An 18,254-nucleotide genomic window follows, 5' to 3' on the forward strand; every position below is an offset into this window, starting at 1 on the left:
GTATACCCAATGCTGTTACTCACACTTATTGGCATAACAAAGTGAATAACGAAGCAAAATGAATAATAAAGCCTGCCAGTTTATTCAAAATAAGGGCAGGCTTACGCTAACACACGGAGTTTTATCATGAAAAAGATTGTACTTGCTTCTCTTATTGGCCTGGGTCTGGGCTTGTCTTCTGCACAAGCAGCGGCGCAACAAGAAATCAAATTCGTTATGGAGGCGACGTACGCTCCTTTTGAATACGTTGATGCAAATAATGAAATTCAAGGTTTCGATGTTGATTTGGCGAATGCACTTTGTAAAGAAATCGACGTCAAGTGCAGCTTCCACAATCAACCATTCGACAGTCTTATTCCTGCGTTAAAATTCCGTCGCTACGATGCTGCTATTTCAGGTATTGATATAACAGATCAACGCCAGCAGCAAGTGAGCTTCACCGATGCTTATTACGACAACGCAGCTGCTTTTGTCGCATTAAAAGGCAAAGTTGCAGACCAAGCAGCCTTAGAAGGTAAACGTATTGGGGTGCAAAATGGTTCGACACACCAAAGTTATTTAATCGATAAAATGTCTGGTGTGACTGCAGTACCATACGCGAGTTACCAAGATGCCTTCATTGATATGCAAAACGGCCGTATTGATTCGATATTTGGTGATACTGCAGTGGTTGCAGAGTGGTTTGAGAAAAACGACAAGCTGGCCTTTGTTGGTCAGCCAGTAACAAACGCTAAATACTTTGGTAATGGCTTTGGTATCGCGATAAACAAAGACAACCAAGCACTTGTGACTCAATTAAACCAAGCCCTGAAAACCATGAAAAACAACGGCCAATACCAAGCCATTTTTGATAAATACTTCGCTAAGTAATAGGTGTAGATATGTTAGTACCTGAATTTCTCACGGGATATAGCGCTGCCCTGCTTTCAGCTGGCTGGGTAACCATTAAACTTTCGTTGGTTAGCGTACTCGTCGGCTTGGTATTAGCAGTCATGTTTGCAGGTGGTGAAATGTCTCGCCACCGCTTTATCGCTTGGCCAGTAACTGCCTTGGTAACGATATTGCGCGGCTTGCCTGAATTGTTAGTCGTCTTGTTTATCTTTTTTGGTTCGACCCAGATATTATTTTTACTAACAGATCAGTACGTTGAAATTAGCCCATTTCTTTCTGGTGTTATTGCACTTTCCCTTATCTTTGCTGCGTACGCATCGCAAACATTACGGGGAGCGTTAAAAGCAGTTCCTGCTGGCCAACGCGAAGCTTATCGTGCGCTAGGTATCCATCCGCTTCATGGTTTTGTTCGTATTATATTACCTCAAGCAATACGCCATGCACTGCCTGGGTTAACGAACCAATGGTTAGTCTTACTCAAAGATACAGCACTGGTTTCTTTAATCGGCGTGACCGATCTGTTGAAGCAAGCACAATTAACTTCAGCGGCAACACACGAAAGTTTTACTTGGTACGCAGCCGCTGCGGCTATCTACCTTATTATCACGTTAATTACACAACGTGTCGTTAAACAGCTAGACAATAAATTTAGTGCGCAAGGCTTTTCACAAGGAGTTAAAGCATGAATGAACAGCACATGTGGCAACTCACAGATGGGTTATTGACCAGTCTAGAGCTAACAGCCGTTTCGTTAATTGTGGGTTGCTTGTTAGCACTACTCATGACCGTTACCTTGATAGCAAGAACACCCATAGTGCATTGGCTAAGCCGCGGTATTATTACCCTATTCACAGGCACACCTTTATTGGTGCAAATATTTTTGATCTATTATGGTCCAGGGCAATTTGATGCTATTCGTGAAAGTATTGCATGGCACTGGTTAAGTCAGCCATGGTTTTGTGCCATGTTAGCGCTAGCATTAAACACCGCAGCTTATAGCACTCAACTTTTCCATGGCGCCTTTAAAGCAATTCCTCATGGACAATGGGAAGCTTGTAAAGCGCTTGGTATGGAAAAAGTAGCGACCTTAGGCGTGTTATTGCCATATGCCATACGTCGGGCCATTCCAGCTTATTCCAACGAGGTGATACTTGTTTTTAAAGGAACATCGTTGGCTAGCACCATCACAATCATGGATTTGATGGGCTATGCCCAGCGTATAAACGCACAAACCTACGATACACTAACCGTGTTTGGTTTTGCTGGTGCTTTCTATTTGGCGGTAAATGGTGTGCTTACTTTGGTTTTTCGACAGGTAGAAAAACGGGCATTAGCATTTGAAGCAGCCTAATAATTAATAGTTTACTCTTACTTTACAGCCTCATACCCTCGATTCATCACTAAGCATCGTACCCTCGGTGCTTAGTAATTCTCCTCGAGAATAGACAACCTACCTCGTTTTATACTTACAGACCTCACCTACTTTGTATCAGCTAACATTAAACAATGGCAGTGCCCTACAATTTATTGATAACTTTCATAATGTTAATTCAATCCTCAATTATCTCAGCCAATAGTCAATGTGAAATACCTAGTGAGGATAATAATGATTACCAACTTCACATAAATGCATATAAAAACAATGTAATATGAAACTAATATCACCGAATGTATATACTGAAACTAGCCAGATCTAATTATCATGGAAGATAAATGAAAGCAGTATTATTTCGATTTTTAGCTATTTTATTACCCTTGATTGTTGTTACCACAACAATCACTCTTTATATTTACAACGAAGATATAAAGCAGCTTAAGCAAGGGATAAAAGATCGAGAATTAGGTCGGCAGCAGTCTTCCATGCAAATGACGCAGTTGCACTTCAGTCCAATTGTCGATGATTTACAGCTGCTTGCGCTTAAAGTGAAAGAACTCAATATCAAGAAAAAGTTATCTGTAGATGAACAACAAATCATTACCAATGATTTCAAACATATTATCACTACCCGGAGCTTTTACGACCAAGTCCGCCTTCTAGACAGCCAAGGCAACGAAGTTATTCGCGTCAATAACGCTGACGGACAAGCATATGTTTTACCCGCATCAGAATTACAAGATAAAAGTGAGCGGCCTTACGTTCAGAAAGCACTCCAGTCGCCACCAGATAGTTTATATACCTCTCAGTTTGACCTAAACGTAGAGAACGGAATCATTGAGTCCCCCAAAAAGCCCACACTACGTTTCATCACTCGTATATCTATCAATGGTAATGATTGGCTGGTTTCTCTTAACTACCTTGGCTTTACCTATTTATCGCACTTACAAAAAGAATACAGTTGGAAAAACAGTGAACGTTGGTTAGTCAATGGTGATGGCAACTGGTTACTAGGCCCTGATGAATCATCTTCATGGCTCTTTATGGATCAAGTCGCCAATGAACACGACTTCAATGCTCAATATCCTGCACTGTGGAAAGGGATTTTAGCCCATAGGCAGGGGCAGATTATTGTAGGGGACTACCTCTATACTTATTCTCGATTTTTCTCTAATGACACTAACAATCAGGATGGTCTTTACACCTTACCTTTCGGCGGGACGGATTTACCTTGGACGCTCATTTCAAAAGTAAATATTAACCAAGCTGTGACTATGATTTCCTTCACACCGGATCGAATCATCAAGTTTGCACTCACAGGTTTTTTAATTGTTGCTTTATTATCAGGGTGTCTCGTCATGGCTTGGCACCTCGCCCGCCGCTTGCAACAAGAGACAGAATTAAAACAACGATCTGAGGATCAGGCCCACCAATATGAAACCCTCGTCAGAAATACACCCAATGGCCTGATCACCCTTGATTACGAGCAACATATTACCAAAATTAACCCCGCAGCCGCTCAGATGCTTCAAGTCGCCAGTGAAGATGTCGTTGGTAAGCCAATCAGTAGCCTTGAGCTAGGTGTTAAAGCCCAAAAACAAGTCACGAGCTTAATTAATAAAATCAAGCAATCAGCAGGCATGGGCAGCCAAGCGCCAGTGAAATCACAATTAAAGCTCTCTGCAACCAGAAAACAACACCTCGAAATCATCGGCGTAGAAACCCAATACAGTAATAGTAGGGAGATTTTGCTGACTATCCGTGATGTGACTTCCTGGGTTAAACGCGAATTGAAACTTAAAAGCTTATCACGAGCACTTGAACAGAGTGACGACACAGTATTGATAACCGATTGCCGCGGTATTATTGAATACGTTAATCATTCGTTTGAAGAGCTTTCAGGCATGCGAGCAAAAGAATTAATTGGCTCACAATCGGAACCACTACTTAAGAGTGCCTTAGATTCACTCTATGATGTTCGTAGTATTCAAAGCCAGCTTAAAACAGGTCAAACCGTTCACCGCGTAGTGTCTAGAGAACATGGCGAAACAACACTATATGAAGAGAAAACCATCTCTCCGATTCGTAATGAAAGGGGAAAAATCAGCCATTACATATCAACAGGTAAAGATATTACAGAACGTGTACTTTTTGAAAGCCAGCTTCATAAACTTGCTCATTATGATGCTCTTACAAGCTTGCCAAACCGCACGCTTTTCTACCAACAATTAGAAAGTGCGGAGCAACAAGCCCGTATTACAGATGAGCCACTTGCGCTTATTAACATTGACCTCGATTTGTTTAAGCAGGTTAATGATTCGCTGGGGTATGATTTAAGTGATCAAGTGCTAATTATTGTGGCAAAACGGATTCGAAGTGCATTGCGAGACAACGACATACTGGCTCGCTTAGATGGCGATGAGTTCTCTATCCTAATCAAGTCACAAGTCACACCTGAAAATATAGCCCAACTGGCAAGCCGACTTTTAAGCACGATTAGCAGTTTAATTTCAATAAACAGCCAAGAACTATGGTTAAGTGCCAGTATTGGTATTGCGCTATACCCTGAAGATGCCAAAACTCACGATAATCTAATTAAACGTGCAGATATAGCTTTGTCGCGTGCAAAGCACGATGGCCGTAATCAAGCGAAGTTCTTTACCCAACAAATGGCCGTTGATAGCAACAAACTACTGAATCTCGAAAGTGAGTTACGCAGAACGCTTGGGACTTCTCGCTATACCCTGTTCTATCAACCAAAGGTATTAGCTGGCAGCCATGAACTATGTGGTATTGAAGCATTATTACGCTGGACCGACGATTCTGGGAAAGTTCAGCCGCCAAATGAAGTGATCCCAATTCTAGAAAGCTCCGGTTTGATCATTGATGTCGGCGAGCAACTTATCTACGAATCCTGTATGCAACTAAAGAAGTGGCAAGATAACGGTCATTACTTTAACTACGCTTTAAATATTTCAGCACGCCAACTATTAAACTCTAATATTGTCGATACGATGCATAAAGCCATCACCGAATCTGGCTGCGACCCTCACTATTTAGAGATGGAAATAACAGAAAGCGTCGTTATGTCAGATGTACGCTCCGCCTTTGATAAACTGGTAAAGCTTCAAGCATTAGGATTACGTATAGCGATTGATGATTTTGGTACAGGGTATTCGTCACTTGCTTATCTCAGCCGCTTCCCAATACATATCCTTAAAGTCGACCGTGAGTTTGTAAAAGAGCTGCCTATGAATAAAGACAGCATCACAATCACACGATCCATCATCGAGCTGGCCCATAACCTCAACATTGAAGTGGTTGCTGAAGGCGTTGAAAACATTGACCAGGTAAAATTTTTGGAAACCATAGGTGTAGAAGAATTCCAAGGCTTCTATTTTGGTAAGCCTATGCCGCTAGCCGATTTTGAACGAACATGGCTAAATGTTTCTCAAATGGAAGATAGCAGCATTAGTTAGCGACATAACCTAGAGGTTAAGTCAAAAAACGATTAAGATAAAAGTGTCAACGATTAACAGACATTCTGGAATACCTATGAGCTTTAGCGATTATTTAGATGACTTCATTAAGCAGCGTGACCAAAAAGGCACAGCAGCCCCCTCTTCTAACCGCGCTGCTTTTCGTCAACAACAGGTCGTTGCGGACGCAACTAGCCAAAGTATCGCGCGAGAAGCGCTAGCAAAATCTCAAGAAGATGCATTTACCCGCTCATCTATTGAAACGAAAGAAGATCACTATCGAGTAAATGGTCGCTGTGTTACTCAGGATGAAGCTCAGGCTATTGCACAACTACGTGTTCAGCCTAAACCCGTAAACACAGATCGTATTGCCTACATCAAGCAGCTTCGCAAAGAACTCCACTTAAAAAAGCGTAGTTAGCGCAATATTTACTGCTTTACTGTATTTCCACCTTAAAGACCACGTTCGCGTGGTTTTTTTATATCTATCCATCTTTTTCTTTCTATGTTTATTATTCTTCAATTGCTACATTCACCACCACACCCGCGCAAACGTTTGCCACGCTCAATTAGGGGCATATTTTATGCTTCAACACTCACGATGAAATTTATTCATTAAATAGATTTGCTCATAAAACAAACTATTTAACTCTCCTTTTAAACCCATAAAACAGCCGAATAGAAATAGTTAAAAAAAATATCAAATAAAAAACAAATGAAACGTTGTTTTTTATATTCACTCATGATTCATCTTTGTTGCATTTGTTACAATTAAGATAAATTTATTAACGTCGGGATTAATTAACTGAAGTACAGGTTAATAAATTATCGATAAAATAATATATGGATTTAGCTCCCCGACACCACCTGAGCATAAATCATTGATATATAAAGGATAACATATATGATTAATTATCAACCTTATACATTCAGAAACACACTTCGCCTGATAGGCAACTACGGGCTTATTCTTATATAGATAATTGATCTTGCAAGACCTTAACCTTAAAGAAAAAAGAGAATAGTGAATAAATCGCTGCAACTTTACTGCATTTTTTTACATAAACACGATGACTGCTACACTATTAATGACTAATAGACAAGATAGGCAGGCTCACTTTTTGCCGTTAAAATTAGCCCTTAAGAAAAGTATGAAAAAGAAAACATTATGAACTCACTTATTCAAATAAATGAGCTTGAATCAATGCTCATTGCGATTATCGTGCTTTTTCTCGGCTACTTTATAAATAGCAAAGTAAAGGTTCTACGCAGGTATAATATTCCGGAACCAATCGTAGGTGGCTTAATCGTTGCTATCTTCGTTGCTATTATGCATGCACAAGGTGTCGATATCGCTTTTAACGTTCCTTTAAAAGACACATTAATGCAGATGTTCTTTGCAACCGTTGGCTTAGCAGCAAGCTTCAAATTACTTGCTCAAGGCGGTTCACGCGTATTTTTGTTTCTTGGATTAGCAACTGCATTCATCATTATCCAAAATGGCGTGGGTGTTGGTTTAAGTTCACTTTTAGGCTTAGACCCATTACTAGGCCTAATTGTTGGCTCAATTACTTTATCTGGTGGTCACGGTACAGGTGCTGCTTGGTCACAAACATTTGCAAGTGAATATGGTCTACACACCTTAGAACTGTCTATGGCATCGGCTACATTCGGTTTAATCATGGGTGGTATTATTGGTGGGCCGATGGCACAACGCCTTATCAATAAATTCAACTTGAAGTCATCATTTGGCGATGGTCAAAAGCACCATATTGAACACCCAGACCTTGTAACTTACAGCGACAAAGAAGAAGACCGCATTACATCGAAAAATACGATTGAAGTGCTCTTTATCTTACTGATCTGTGTGGCTGGTGCTTCACATGTCAAAGATCTAGTCGATAGCTTTGGTATTAACTGGTTGCGTATTCCTGATTTTGTTTACGCCCTCTTTATTGGTGTGTTTATCACCAACGTTTGTGAAGGAACAAAAGTCTACAAAGTAAACAGCGAAACCGTCGATGCTTTAGGCACAATTTCGCTCTCTCTATTCCTTGCTATGGCCCTTATGAGCCTGCAGCTATGGGAACTGATGGATCTAGCGTTACCAATGCTTATCATTTTAACGGTTCAGACGCTAGTTCTAGGGCTCTTCGCCTACTTTGTGACGTTCCGAGTTATGGGCTCTACCTACGATGCAGCAATCATTGCTGGCGGCCACTGTGGTTTTGGTATGGGCGCAACACCTACGGCCGTGATGAACATGGGATCATTAGTCTCTCGTAATGGTCCTTCACCACAGGCCTTTATGGTTGTACCTATTGTTGGCGCATTCTTTATTGATATTGCAAACCTGATTGTTCTGCAAGGTTACATTAGCTTTATCCAATAGCATTTAACCCTGTAGCAATTGTTCAAAAAGCGCGTCTTTTATATAAGACGCGCTTTTTTATATCTCCGCTGGTATCCCCGCAAAGACTTTCCTCGCACGACGCGACAACCTTTGTCACGTCTCTCTTTACTACCAATTGCCCTATTTACAGCTATGCTTAACATGTTCACATGGGGTGCGTAGAAACACAGCAACTTCAATAATAAACACAGTAATCCTTCCGATAATATGTTTGACGGAGTAGCGACAATGTTAGATGAAAATCACTCTCTTGCGATCGAGTTCCCTGAGCATCAAAACACCATACACCAACTTAAAATGGCTAACGCAAATTTCAAGTCGATGGCTGATCGGTATCATAAATTAGACCATGCAATACGAGGATTAGAAAACCAAAGCCTTCCCATTGGTGATACTAGCTTTAGCCAAATGAAGTTAGAAAGAGCACATTTAAAAGATAAAATCTTCGAGATCATAGGGCAGACAGATAAGTAGCACTCTACTAACTGCTAGAGAAAGCCTATTCAGCTGCAAGTAATTTTGCTTTAGTTGTAACATTATATTTTGACAAAACATGCTTAAACTACACACTCGAGTCAAACCTGCCAGCTAACCACCTACTGTAGCTGGCTTTTTTTCGATAGCACCTAAAAGCCCTCTCAATGAAGATAATATTACAATTGTAACATTGTATGTATCTGACACTTTTCACCATCTTTTATTGATAGAATCCGCGCGCTTAAAACGAGATATTCAACTTTTGTTGAAAATGTTTAATTTTTTTAGAACTGTTTTGGATAGCCATGTTAATGGTGTCCATTGCGCGTATTGAGAGTAAGAATGAAAAAGTTTGATAGAGCTATGCAAATCCTAGTTGCTGGATTATGCATCAACTTGTGTATGGGTATCCTATACGCATGGAGTGTATTCAAAAAAGCATTGGTTGTAGATTTAGGTTGGTCAAATGCTGACGCATCAATGCCTTATACAGTAGCCATCATTACTTTTGCTCTTTCTCTTCTGGTTGCTGGTATCTTGCAAGATCGCATGGGTCCACGCCGCGTTCTTATCATGGGTGCTGTAATGGTTGGCCTTGGTATGATTGCGTCAAGCTTTGCGACTACTCCTCTAATGCTAGTACTCACTTTTGGCGTACTAACAGGCTGTGGTATCGGCTTTGGCTACGCATGTTTAAGCCCTGCAGCTATGAAGTGGTTCCACCCTTCTAAGAAAGGCCTTGTGAATGGTCTTATCGCCGCTGGTTTCGGTCTAGCCGCTGTTTACCTTGCACCATTAACATCAGCACTGATCGCACAGTACGGTATTAACACGAGCTTCCTTATCCTAGGTTGTGCAGTTCTTGTTATTGCAGTGCCACTTGCATTTACTATTAACAACCCACCAGCGGATTACACACCAGAACTTCCAGCGGGTCTTACTGGCGATGCAGCGAAAGCAAGCAAGCCTGTAGATATCAACTGGCGTGGCATGCTTAAAACACCACAGTTTTACTCTCTATGGTTCATGTTCGCGTTAGCGTCTTCTGCTGGTCTTATGGTCATCGGTAACATTACGTCTATCGCATCACTACAAGCTGATATTGCAGATGCCGCTTACCTTGTTGTTATTCTTGCAATCTTCAACTCTGGTGGCCGAATTGCAGCTGGCATCCTGTCTGATAAAATTGGCGGTGTTAAAACACTGATGCTTGCTTTTATCATGCAAGGTATCAACATGGTTATGTTCGCTACTTTCCAAAGTGATTTCACACTAATGATTGGTGCAGCAGTAGCGGGTGTTGGTTACGGTACCCTTCTAGCGGTATTCCCATCTATCATTGCTGATTTCTACGGCCTTAAGAACTACGGTGCTAACTACGGTGTACTTTACACTGCTTGGGGTATCAGTGGTTTCATCGGTCCTGTACTTGCTGCTGTTGCAGTAGATACCACAGGTACTTACACAATGGCATACACTATCTGTGCTGCAATGGTAGGTGTTGCTATCTTCCTATCATTCATCACTAAGCCTGTAGATGCTGAAGCGCTAGAGAAGAAACTAGCGAACGCGTAATACTCCTGCTGTGATTGCAGAGTTATTTGATTACATAAGCTATTTAATAACTTGGTTGTGTGACTGCATAGCAATCCAGTAAAAAATTAAAGCCCAGATACTCTTCAGTATTTGGGCTTTTTTATCGCTACTTAAACCAATGATTATTTATACCAATTTGGGTTGGTATTATTAGAAACGATTAGCAAACGTCAGCGCAAAAGCTTGGCTATCATATACAGCATTGAACGCACTATTACTAAAGCTTGAGTCGGCATAAACATATTTAATGCCCATGTCCCACTGGTTATTCAACTTATAATTCACCCCGCCTTCAGCTTCAATATAACTATCTGTCGACCACTTTTGGTACTGCCCTTTCGCAACCAACGACAAACTATCTGTTATCTCATAGTCAAGTTTCATCGCCAGGTTTGGCATTAAGCGCCAACTATCTTCTTTCGCGTAATTACCACCGTTCTTATCATCATCCATTTGAAGTGATAACAAGTGATAGTAGATGCCCAAACCAAGGTCGACATGCAATGCATCTAATGGCTGGTAACCTTTATATACCGTACCACCTAGCTTAATATGCTGAAAATTAGCCAGCACTTCTTGCCCTTGCTGATATTTATTTTTTCCTAACTTTTGATCAGCAGCAATCACGCCACGTTCACGAGAATCGGTACTGTTTAAATAAATCTCTGCATGATTGTTATTACTCAGCACATGTTGGTAGTTCATATATACAAATGGCTTAAATTCTCGCTCGAATTCAGGTGCTTCTGTAAATGCCTGCCCAGCAACCAAAGCACCTCCATCTGTCGTATTCCCCCCTAGCCCTAACTCAAAACGGCTATCATAATGCGTTGGCAATACTGGCTGCGCTCCACGCTCTGTACGTTCCGTATTAAAGGCTGCATTGTTTATTTGTATATTGACACCAACGCCACCATCAACAGCCATTGAACTCACTTGGATATTTTCATCAAAATAGGGTGAGACAAAATATTGATTAACTAAAATTGAGATACCTGCTGATGCCATAACATCATCGACATGATGACGTTTACCATGCACACGGCTGTAAGCCACAAAAGTAGCAGCGCCATATGCAGGAATACCCCATGCAGAGCCATAGCGAGACTGTAGAAACGCAGCGCCACTGAAAGCTGCGGCAGTATGTCCTGAAGGGAAAGAACTGGTCCCTAGTTCATTAGGGCGCTGGCGTTCTGTCGATTTTTTAAGCCCCTCAACAATTGTTGCACTAACGATTGTTGAGTAAGTCACTTGCTTTGCACCTTCCCAATCATCATGCATCCAAGCAGCAAATAAGCCAGCGGCTGGCACCATAATTTGCAGTACATCACCAGCGACGACAATATCATCCTGTACGGAAGAGTTAATTTGGTTTGAAGCAATTGCCTGCGAAGTAGCAGGAAGCGTCACTGCTGCCCCTACGAGTAAAGAAATAATTGTTTTTTTCATTTGAGTTTTTATATTACGTGTAATTATTATCGAAATAATTCCCTCAACGCATAGAGCGCTGTATTAACTGAGTGCGATAAGGGAAATAATGCGTTTTTTATTTAACAAAGAAATATTACAAGAAGATAACATAAGCAGACAAGCTGAAATTTACATTCAATCATACTTTAATTTAATAATGTGGATATCAGTGTGAGCTGGTAAAATAAGCGTATATTTGCAAGATCATTTATATAAACCCTGATGTATATTGCTTCTCTCCAAGATTATCATTTCGTTGTTGTTTGATTTTTAAACAACCATGGCAGGTTCCATTACATTTTAATACGTCTTTAGGCTCACTATTATTTTCAATAGTCCGTGCTTTTTATCTTCCTCTTTGCGTACTTTTGTACCTTCACCTTATTACTACTTTAGAGTTAAGGTAAAGTAGTAATCTTTCTTGAAGATCTTAAATTTGCTAACAGGTCTCACTTATCGTTTAACTGTCATCCATCTCGCAGTCTACTAATTTAAATACCCCTAAAATAATCACATTTACAAGTCATCATAATATTAATACTTATTATAATTTGTAAGACCCGCTAACGAATATCAAGCACCTATACCATTTTCATACAACACCTGCTATTAAATCTAATACCCTATTTCATTTTCAATACGATTCTTAAACTTCTTAATACTTATGCTATACCTTTTATTCAGTTGGTATCAATATTAATAACTGAAACTCAATTAATCAGTCATTCTTAAATAGCTGGTAACAGCTAAACATAATAATAATTTCTACATAAGTTTGGGAATGGCTATGAAAAATAATAACTATCTAAATAAACGATTGCTCTGCGCAATAATTTCCTCAAGCCTTTTAACAGCACCATTGGCTTACGCTGAAGTATCTCATCACCCCGATCCGCAACCGACGCCCCCCCCCCTCCCCAGTAATTCACTGAAAGGCGTTGCGCCACCTGAAGTACCTGGCATAGAGCGTTATGTCAAAGATAAAAAAGCGGCCATCAAATTAGGTAAGGCACTATTTTGGGATATGCAAGCTGGTAGTGAGGGACAGAGTTGTGGTTCATGCCACTTCAGTGCTGGTGCGGATAATCGAGTGAAAAACCAAATAAGCCCAAGCGTATTACACGAACGCGATGGCATGGCACGTAAATACAATATGCCAAGTTTCCCTTATATGGGGTCTGGCAAAGACGGCGGCCCTAACTACACACTTACCTCTGATGACTTCCCTCTTTATAGGTTGGCCGATGAAAAAAATCGTAATTCTGAAATCTTATACGAAACCGATGATGTCGTATCATCACAAGGGGTAACACCGACAGAGTTTGTTTCTCTCGGTTTTTTTGGTCTCGATGAAAAGTGTGAAAATGTTGAAGATGTATTCCATGTAAACGGTATGAATACCCGTCGGGTTGAGCCACGTAATACACCTACTGTTATTAATGCCGTTTTTAACTTCCGTAATTTATGGGATGGACGTGCCAATAACATCTTTAACGGTGTAGACCCATTTGGACGACGAAATACTGAAGCAAAAGTACTTCGCTTCGACTTAAAATATGGTCGCTTAGAGCACGAAACCGTTAACCTCAAAAACTCCAGCCTTGCGTCTCAGGCCGTCGGACCAGCAGTAGACGAATTTGAGATGGCTTGTGGCGGAAAAACATTCCAACATATTGGACGTAAGTTACTAAACACGACACCACTAGCATTGCAACAAGTCGATCCTAAAGACAGTGAGCTGGGCTGGTTATCAGCCTATCCAGCAAAAGGCTTGAATACCAATTATCGTACTTTGATTATGGAAGCGTTTAATCGCGAATATTGGATGAGTCCGACGGGTAAAAATGGCTTTAGCCAGATTGAGAATAATTTCTCTTTATTCTGGGGACTCGCTATTCAGCTTTATCAAAGTACGCTCATTTCGGATGACACCCGCTTTGACCGCTTTTTAGATGGTGATACGCAGGCACTTTCGATTGCTGAAACACGAGGTGCTGGTGTCTTCTTTGGCCAAGGCCTTTGTGTACGATGCCATGGTGGCTTAGTGTTTACCGCAGCCGCTCAAGAGATCATTCCTGATAACTTCCGTGGGGAGCTTGTCGACAGAATGATCATGAGTGACAACAACAAAGCCCTGTACGACACAGGATTTTACAACATTGGCGTTCGTCCAACCGAAGAAGATCTTGGTCTTGGTCGTACCGACCCACATGGTTATCCACTGTCGTTTACTCGTCAGTTACAACAAGGGCTGGATGGCGATCATATACCCGATGAGTTCGATATCGACAGCGATCGATTTGGCATCGATCCAGGTGTTCCAGCTGGTAAAGGTGAAACAAACGCAATTGATGGCGCCTTTAAAGTGCCGGGACTACGTAATGTCGAATTAACAGGCCCGTACATGCACAACGGCAGTATGTCTACATTGACACAAGTTGTAGAGTTCTATAACCGTGGCGGTAACAGCCGTGATTTACCTGATGGTTCGAATACGACTGCGTTTGGTGATATTGACTCTAACCTCGACCGCGATATCAGACCACTAGGACTAAATGAGCAGCAAATATCCGACCTTGTTGCTTTCCTTAAAGCCTTAACCGATGAACGTGTTCGCTGGGAGCAAGCCCCATTTGATCACCCTCAACTGTATGTACCCAACGGCCATATTGGTGATGAATATTCAGTTAGTGTAAACCATGAAGGACGAGCAGAAACAGACTGGCTTGAGATCCCTGCCGTTGGTGCAGATGGACGAGCGGCTAAAGGTTTACCAGCGTTAGAACCTTTCCTCACTGCCAGCACCACAGATCCTGTGCCCAATGGTCCTAAAGCCATAGATGACAGTGCGAAAGGCCCTTTTTATAAGGCTATCACGATAAACGTACTCGATAATGACGTATCAGACCTACCGCTAGATATTGGCTCCGTCGAAATAATTGATAAGCCAAAATCAATGACAGGTAAAGTGATCAATCACCTTGATGGTACTGTAAGCTATAAAGCAAACAAGAACAAAAATGTGACCATCACTTACCGTGTGAAAGACACAGCGGGTAATGTGTCTAACATTGCGACTATTCAGGTTAAAACTCACTGGTAGTTGGCATACACATACCTCACTTTGACGTAACTTAAACGATGAGGCGATATTAGGAGCCATTAAAAGCGATTAAGCCGCTGATAGATATCATCAGCGGCTTACTTGTTTTCATCAACACTGGGATTTTTAGACGACACTAAGCGAACTGCAGTAATTAAAACTCGATGCCCTTTCGCGCTTTCAACCCTATTTGCAAACCATGTTTGACACAATCGACACGCGACACTGTATCTGCGTATTCGCGCAACTTACGATGAGCAGCCCTACCCGTTAAAATAACAGACTGATTAGCAGGACGCGCTTCAAAAGCGGCGATCATCTCATCGACATCAAGGTGCTTACGCGCCACCATATAAGTGACTTCATCGAGTAACAGAACATCTATACCTGGGTCATTCAAAAATGTTAACGTTTGTAGCCACACTTCTCGTGCTCGAACACGTTCCCGTTCAGCACAATAACCCTCTTTAAATGAGCACCCTGTATTCATAGTGACGACAGGTACACCCAATTGCTGCAAAAGGTTACGCTCACCACTTTCAGCGTCACCTTTCAAATACTGAACAACCGCACAGCCTTGGCTATGACCCAAGGCTCTGAAGATCATACCAAAACCTGAACTGGTTTTTCCTTTGCCATTACCTGTTAGTACTAACACCCGCCTTTTATCATCAACAGCAAGATCAGATTTTTCATGAACTTTCATCTTCATCACTTTATGCCGTGCTGTTTGTTGCGCTAACTTATTTTTTTCTTCAATGGGAAGCATAACTCGCCTTTGGTTCTATTTTAAATCAATATAGCAACTTGTGTCTAAATGGAGCAAGTAAATTTAACTCCCACTCTAATCAACTGAATATAATAGATAAATTCCAAGATACTTATTAAGTATTACGCGCCTATTAATGCTCCAACTAAAACCATTTATTCACGCCCCACCTGCCATTCACAAGCTGTTAATACAAAGCATTAAGCTTACATATCGCTAAATCATCCATTTATAAAGTTAATGTAAAATATCTCAGCATAATAACAGGTAGAAAACCTGCAAAAAAAAATAGAAAAAAGTCACTTTTTATTAATAACTTACACTAGAGGGAACACCGTGTTTAAATCTATTAAAACACGAATTGCGGTCAGTGCTGGCCTAGCAATGGTATTCACACTTAGCATTGCAATGGCTTTTACAACCTATTCATTTAGTAACGTCCAACAGCAAATCACAGAACAAGTTTCTGAGCAGCTAACCCAAGCGACAAAAGATAACCTGCTTGCCACCGCTAAAGAACAAAGTAACACGCTAAATAGCCAGCTAGCACCTGTACTTGCGAACCTAGATCAGCTTCGTGCCATGCTGGAATTAAGCAGTACGGCTAACGCTAGTGCTGACTTACTGGTCGATCAATTTATCGCTGGCTTAAAAACCCAAGATGAAAGCGTCTTTGCAGGTTATATGGTTTGGGAAGATAAAGTATGGAGCGATGCGATAACAAGCAATGGTATGGCATCGATTAACGAACAAGGCTATTTATCTCCATTTTTCTCTCCAACATCTTCTGGCGGCTTCGAGCCAGCAGCAATGGCTTCGTTCCGCAACCAAGCACTTAATAACAATGGTGAACGTATTGATGAATGGCATTTAGCGCCATTTGAATCTGGCCAAACTTTTGTAATGGAACCTTATTACTACGATGTTCGTGGTAATAAAGAACTGATTACGACTATCAGCCAGCCACTAAAAGTGAACGGAAAAATTGTTGGCTCGTTAGGTTTTGACTGGTCACTTGCTGAATTCCAAGGCCAAAGTGAACAGCTTGCTCGTGATCTATTTCAAGGCCAGGGCGATGTAATGATTACCTCATGGGAAGGCAATGTTATGGCTCATAGCAAAAAAGCCTCCGATGTAGGCCGTAAGGTATCCGGTGAGACGCAACAGCAATGGGCGAACATCCAAGCGCTTGCCTCGACTAACCGTAACGAACTACTCACCATTGGTAATGAAATGGTCGCGGTATCTTCTGTTAACACCACAGGCAACCCTTGGATTGTTCTCGTATCTATCCCTTCAGAAGTATTGGTTAAAGATGTTACTCAGTTTACCAACTGGAGCGAAACGCAGAGTGAACAAGCGATCTCGAAAGGTATTCTCGCTGGCGTATTGGCGGCAATCGCAGGCATTGTTGCTATGTTCGTACTCGCGACTCGTATTGGCAATACTATGGCTGAGCTGGTTGATCGCATGCGTGATATTGCAGAAGGTGAAGGTGATTTAACTCGCCGCATTCAAATCAATAGCGCCGATGAAACAGGCCAACTGGCACAATGGTTCAATACCTTCTTAGGCCGAATGCAAGACACATTGCGCCATGCAACATCCACAGCGGAAAGTGTTGACGCAAACGCTAGCTCGGGTCGAATTAAAGCAGAAGAAGCCAAAGATAAACTGATGACCCAGCTAAATGAAGTGAACTCTTTAGCAACAGCCATCAATGAAATGAGTGCGACAGCCCAAGAAGTGGCAAACTCAGCCGTTCAAGCTGCAACAGCCGCTAACCAAGTTCAAACAAGTAGCCAAGATGGTATTGCGAAAATGGACTACGCAGCAACATCAGTCACCCAACTGGCTGAGCGCATTCACAACGCACAAGACCAAATTCAAAGTCTAGCCGCTTCAAGCGCCGCTATTCAGAGCATCTTGTCTGAAATCGGTGGTATTGCCGATCAAACCAATTTACTGGCATTGAATGCCGCAATTGAAGCTGCGCGCGCAGGTGAATATGGCCGAGGCTTTGCTGTTGTTGCTGACGAAGTTCGGAATTTAGCAAACCGTACTCAAAAATCGACAGAAGAAATTCAAGGCATGCTGGCTCGTCTAGAAGATGAAACACAATCGATTGTGTCGTTAATGGTAGAAAGCCAACAACAAGCATCAGATACGCGTGAAGAAACACAAGCGGCTCAAATTGCACTTGAAGAAATCAACGCAGCTATCAATGTGATTAACGATATGAACAACCAGATTGCCTCTGCCGCTGAAGAGCAAAGCTCTGTGACGGAGGAAGTGAACCGTAATGTTGTCATCATCAACGAAACCGCAACCGATGCGATGGACAGTATGAATGACTCTGCAGACATCACTATTCGCCTTGCTGATAGCGCAACAGATTTACGTAAAGAGTTAAATAACTTCCGTACCTAACCTGCTGCTATCATTAAATTTAAATAGTAATAAAAGCCAGTTAACCCTGTTAGCTGGCTTTTTCTTCTTCAAGCGCCATATACTCCAAAAAACTTACCGGCTGACTCAAGATCACAATTCTTTTAATTGTCCCCCAAGTTACAGATAACTTAACGTTAATTTAGATAACTAGCATCTTTTCACTTTTATTAATAACCGTCATAATTATTCCGAAAGCCAATCAGTTACCACTCTTATGTAAAGAGTAAGGT

12 protein-coding genes are annotated in these 18,254 nt (G+C 41.5%); 10 read left to right on the forward strand and 2 right to left on the reverse strand.

All coding sequences use genetic code 11. The features are described from left to right. Nucleotides 1-126: 126 nt before the first annotated feature. The 8 genes from OCU87_RS10245 (at nucleotide 127) to OCU87_RS10280 (ending at nucleotide 10,210) form a co-directional block, all read left to right on the forward strand. Nucleotides 127-870, forward strand: coding sequence for an arginine ABC transporter substrate-binding protein (locus OCU87_RS10245; RefSeq protein WP_261857050.1), 744 nt, complete (start codon nucleotides 127-129; stop codon nucleotides 868-870). A gap of 11 nt (nucleotides 871-881) precedes the next feature. After that, on the forward strand, nucleotides 882-1,577 hold the full coding sequence (gene artQ, locus OCU87_RS10250; RefSeq protein WP_261857051.1) for an arginine ABC transporter permease ArtQ: 696 nt from the start codon (nucleotides 882-884) through the stop codon (nucleotides 1,575-1,577). Then, nucleotides 1,574-2,242 carry an arginine ABC transporter permease ArtM gene (gene artM / locus OCU87_RS10255; protein WP_062690504.1) on the forward strand — a complete coding sequence of 223 codons (669 nt, stop codon included), beginning with the start codon at nucleotides 1,574-1,576 and terminating at the stop codon, nucleotides 2,240-2,242. The genes artQ and artM overlap by 4 nt, the downstream gene beginning before the upstream one ends. A gap of 362 nt (nucleotides 2,243-2,604) precedes the next feature. After that, on the forward strand, nucleotides 2,605-5,745 hold the full coding sequence (locus OCU87_RS10260; RefSeq protein ID WP_062690503.1) for an EAL domain-containing protein: 3,141 nt from the start codon (nucleotides 2,605-2,607) through the stop codon (nucleotides 5,743-5,745). Nucleotides 5,746-5,821: 76 nt separating this feature from the next. Further along, on the forward strand, nucleotides 5,822-6,166 hold the full coding sequence (locus OCU87_RS10265) for a hypothetical protein (protein WP_062690502.1): 345 nt from the start codon (nucleotides 5,822-5,824) through the stop codon (nucleotides 6,164-6,166). Nucleotides 6,167-6,913: 747 nt separating this feature from the next. Continuing rightward, nucleotides 6,914-8,137 (forward strand): sodium/glutamate symporter, encoded by a 1,224-nt coding sequence (gltS, locus tag OCU87_RS10270; RefSeq protein WP_261857052.1) that lies wholly within the window; start codon nucleotides 6,914-6,916, stop codon nucleotides 8,135-8,137. 249 nt (nucleotides 8,138-8,386) lie between these two features. Beyond that, nucleotides 8,387-8,632 carry a YdcH family protein gene (locus tag OCU87_RS10275; protein WP_062690501.1) on the forward strand — a complete coding sequence of 82 codons (246 nt, stop codon included), beginning with the start codon at nucleotides 8,387-8,389 and terminating at the stop codon, nucleotides 8,630-8,632. Nucleotides 8,633-8,977: 345 nt separating this feature from the next. Then, nucleotides 8,978-10,210 (forward strand): L-lactate MFS transporter, encoded by a 1,233-nt coding sequence (locus OCU87_RS10280; protein ID WP_261857053.1) that lies wholly within the window; start codon nucleotides 8,978-8,980, stop codon nucleotides 10,208-10,210. Nucleotides 10,211-10,381: 171 nt separating this feature from the next. On the opposite strand, the gene OCU87_RS10285 is transcribed toward OCU87_RS10280, so the two are convergent. Then, a complete protein-coding gene (locus tag OCU87_RS10285) occupies nucleotides 10,382-11,680 on the reverse strand; it encodes a phosphatase PAP2 family protein (protein WP_261857054.1) in 1,299 nt (432 codons plus the stop codon). Nucleotides 11,681-12,488: 808 nt separating this feature from the next. Here OCU87_RS10285 and OCU87_RS10290 point away from each other — a divergent pair. Beyond that, entirely contained in the window at nucleotides 12,489-14,804 is a 2,316-nt protein-coding gene (locus OCU87_RS10290) for a cytochrome-c peroxidase (RefSeq protein WP_261857055.1), read from the forward strand. A gap of 154 nt (nucleotides 14,805-14,958) precedes the next feature. Here the strand turns inward: OCU87_RS10290 and OCU87_RS10295 are convergent, their stop codons facing one another. Further along, nucleotides 14,959-15,573, reverse strand: a complete 615-nt coding sequence (locus OCU87_RS10295; RefSeq protein WP_062690499.1) for a cob(I)yrinic acid a,c-diamide adenosyltransferase — start codon at nucleotides 15,571-15,573, stop codon at nucleotides 14,959-14,961. 336 nt (nucleotides 15,574-15,909) lie between these two features. Between OCU87_RS10295 and OCU87_RS10300 the strand changes: the two genes are divergently transcribed. Continuing rightward, complete coding sequence (locus OCU87_RS10300; protein WP_062690498.1) at nucleotides 15,910-18,003, forward strand: methyl-accepting chemotaxis protein; 2,094 nt, start codon at nucleotides 15,910-15,912, stop codon at nucleotides 18,001-18,003. The last annotated feature ends 251 nt before the right edge of the window (nucleotides 18,004-18,254 follow it).

It is taken from the genome of Photobacterium sanguinicancri (assembly GCF_024346675.1).
Lineage (GTDB): Bacteria > Pseudomonadota > Gammaproteobacteria > Enterobacterales > Vibrionaceae > Photobacterium > Photobacterium sanguinicancri.

Coding starts and splice junctions, on each gene's coding strand:
- OCU87_RS10245 (WP_261857050.1), top strand. CDS start 127: ATGAAAAAGATTGTACTTGCTTCTCTTATTGGCCTGGGTCTGGGCTTG.
- artQ (WP_261857051.1), top strand. CDS start 882: ATGTTAGTACCTGAATTTCTCACGGGATATAGCGCTGCCCTGCTTTCA.
- artM (WP_062690504.1), top strand. CDS start 1,574: ATGAATGAACAGCACATGTGGCAACTCACAGATGGGTTATTGACCAGT.
- OCU87_RS10260 (WP_062690503.1), top strand. CDS start 2,605: ATGAAAGCAGTATTATTTCGATTTTTAGCTATTTTATTACCCTTGATT.
- OCU87_RS10265 (WP_062690502.1), top strand. CDS start 5,822: ATGAGCTTTAGCGATTATTTAGATGACTTCATTAAGCAGCGTGACCAA.
- gltS (WP_261857052.1), top strand. CDS start 6,914: ATGAACTCACTTATTCAAATAAATGAGCTTGAATCAATGCTCATTGCG.
- OCU87_RS10275 (WP_062690501.1), top strand. CDS start 8,387: ATGTTAGATGAAAATCACTCTCTTGCGATCGAGTTCCCTGAGCATCAA.
- OCU87_RS10280 (WP_261857053.1), top strand. CDS start 8,978: ATGAAAAAGTTTGATAGAGCTATGCAAATCCTAGTTGCTGGATTATGC.
- OCU87_RS10285 (WP_261857054.1), bottom strand. CDS start 11,680: ATGAAAAAAACAATTATTTCTTTACTCGTAGGGGCAGCAGTGACGCTT.
- OCU87_RS10290 (WP_261857055.1), top strand. CDS start 12,489: ATGAAAAATAATAACTATCTAAATAAACGATTGCTCTGCGCAATAATT.
- OCU87_RS10295 (WP_062690499.1), bottom strand. CDS start 15,573: ATGCTTCCCATTGAAGAAAAAAATAAGTTAGCGCAACAAACAGCACGG.